This window comes from Psychrobacter vallis (assembly GCF_904846715.1).
Classification (GTDB): domain Bacteria; phylum Pseudomonadota; class Gammaproteobacteria; order Pseudomonadales; family Moraxellaceae; genus Psychrobacter; species Psychrobacter vallis.
The window spans coordinates 1-1,233 of the sequence record NZ_CAJHBU010000051.1; the positions used below are offsets into that span (position 1 = coordinate 1).

Sequence of the window (1,233 nt, forward strand, 5' to 3'; positions counted from 1 at the left end):
CTCATTACTGAGAATAAGTGATTAGTTCAATACGTTAGCAACAACACCAGCGCCTACCGTACGGCCGCCTTCACGAATTGCGAAGCGAAGACCTTTGTCCATAGCGATTGGGTGGATAAGCTCTACGCCCATCTCAACGTTATCACCAGGCATAACCATTTCAGTACCTTCTTGTAATTGGATTGCGCCAGTTACGTCAGTGGTACGGAAGTAGAACTGTGGACGATAGCCGTTTAGGAATGGTGTGTGACGACCACCCTCTTCTTTTGACAGTACGTATACTTCTGCGTCAAATTTGGTGTGAGGCGTGATTGAACCTGGCTTCGCTAGTACTTGGCCACGTTGTACGTCTTCACGCTTGGTACCACGTAGTAGTACGCCACAGTTTTCGCCTGCACGACCTTCGTCAAGCAGTTTACGGAACATCTCTACACCAGTACAGGTGGTTTTTTGAGTGTCACGGATACCGACGATTTCGATTTCGTCACCAACTTTTACGATACCAGATTCAACACGACCAGTAACAACAGTACCACGGCCTGAGATTGAGAATACGTCTTCGATTGGCATTAGGAATGCTTTGTCGATGTCACGCTCTGGCTCTGGGATGTAGGTGTCAAGAACGTTTAGTAGTTCTACGACGGCTGGTTGGCCGTATTTTTCTTGTGAGCCTTTTAGGGCTTCAGTTGCTGAACCATGGATGATTGGGGTGTCATCACCTGGGAAGTCGTAGTCGTTAAGAAGTTCACGAACTTCCATTTCTACGAGTTCAAGCAGTTCTTCGTCATCAACGACGTCGCATTTGTTCATGAATACGACGATGTATGGTACGCCAACCTGACGTGAAAGCAGGATGTGCTCACGAGTCTGTGGCATTGGGCCGTCAGTGGCTGATACGACTAAAATTGCGCCGTCCATTTGAGCGGCACCAGTGATCATGTTTTTAACATAATCGGCGTGACCTGGGCAATCTACGTGAGCATAATGACGTGCATCTGTGTCATATTCTACGTGTGAGGTGTTGATGGTGATGCCACGTGCTTTTTCTTCTGGAGCTGAGTCAATAGACGCGTAGTCTTTGGCTTCGCCACCAGAGGTGATTGCTGCTACGGTTGCGATTGCAGCGGTAAGGGTTGTTTTACCATGGTCAACGTGTCCGATGGTGCCGACGTTGACGTGTGGCTTTTTGCGTTCAAACTTGGCCTTTGCCATGGGTATTTCCTCTTTTTTTGG

1 protein-coding gene is annotated in these 1,233 nt (G+C 48.2%); it reads right to left on the reverse strand.

Features of this window, described 5'->3' with window-relative positions:
- Window positions 1–21 precede the first annotated feature (21 nt).
- On the reverse strand, window positions 22–1,212 hold the full coding sequence (tuf, locus tag JMY02_RS13550) for an elongation factor Tu (RefSeq protein WP_201599181.1): 1,191 nt from the start codon (window positions 1,210–1,212) through the stop codon (window positions 22–24).
- Window positions 1,213–1,233 lie beyond the last annotated feature (21 nt).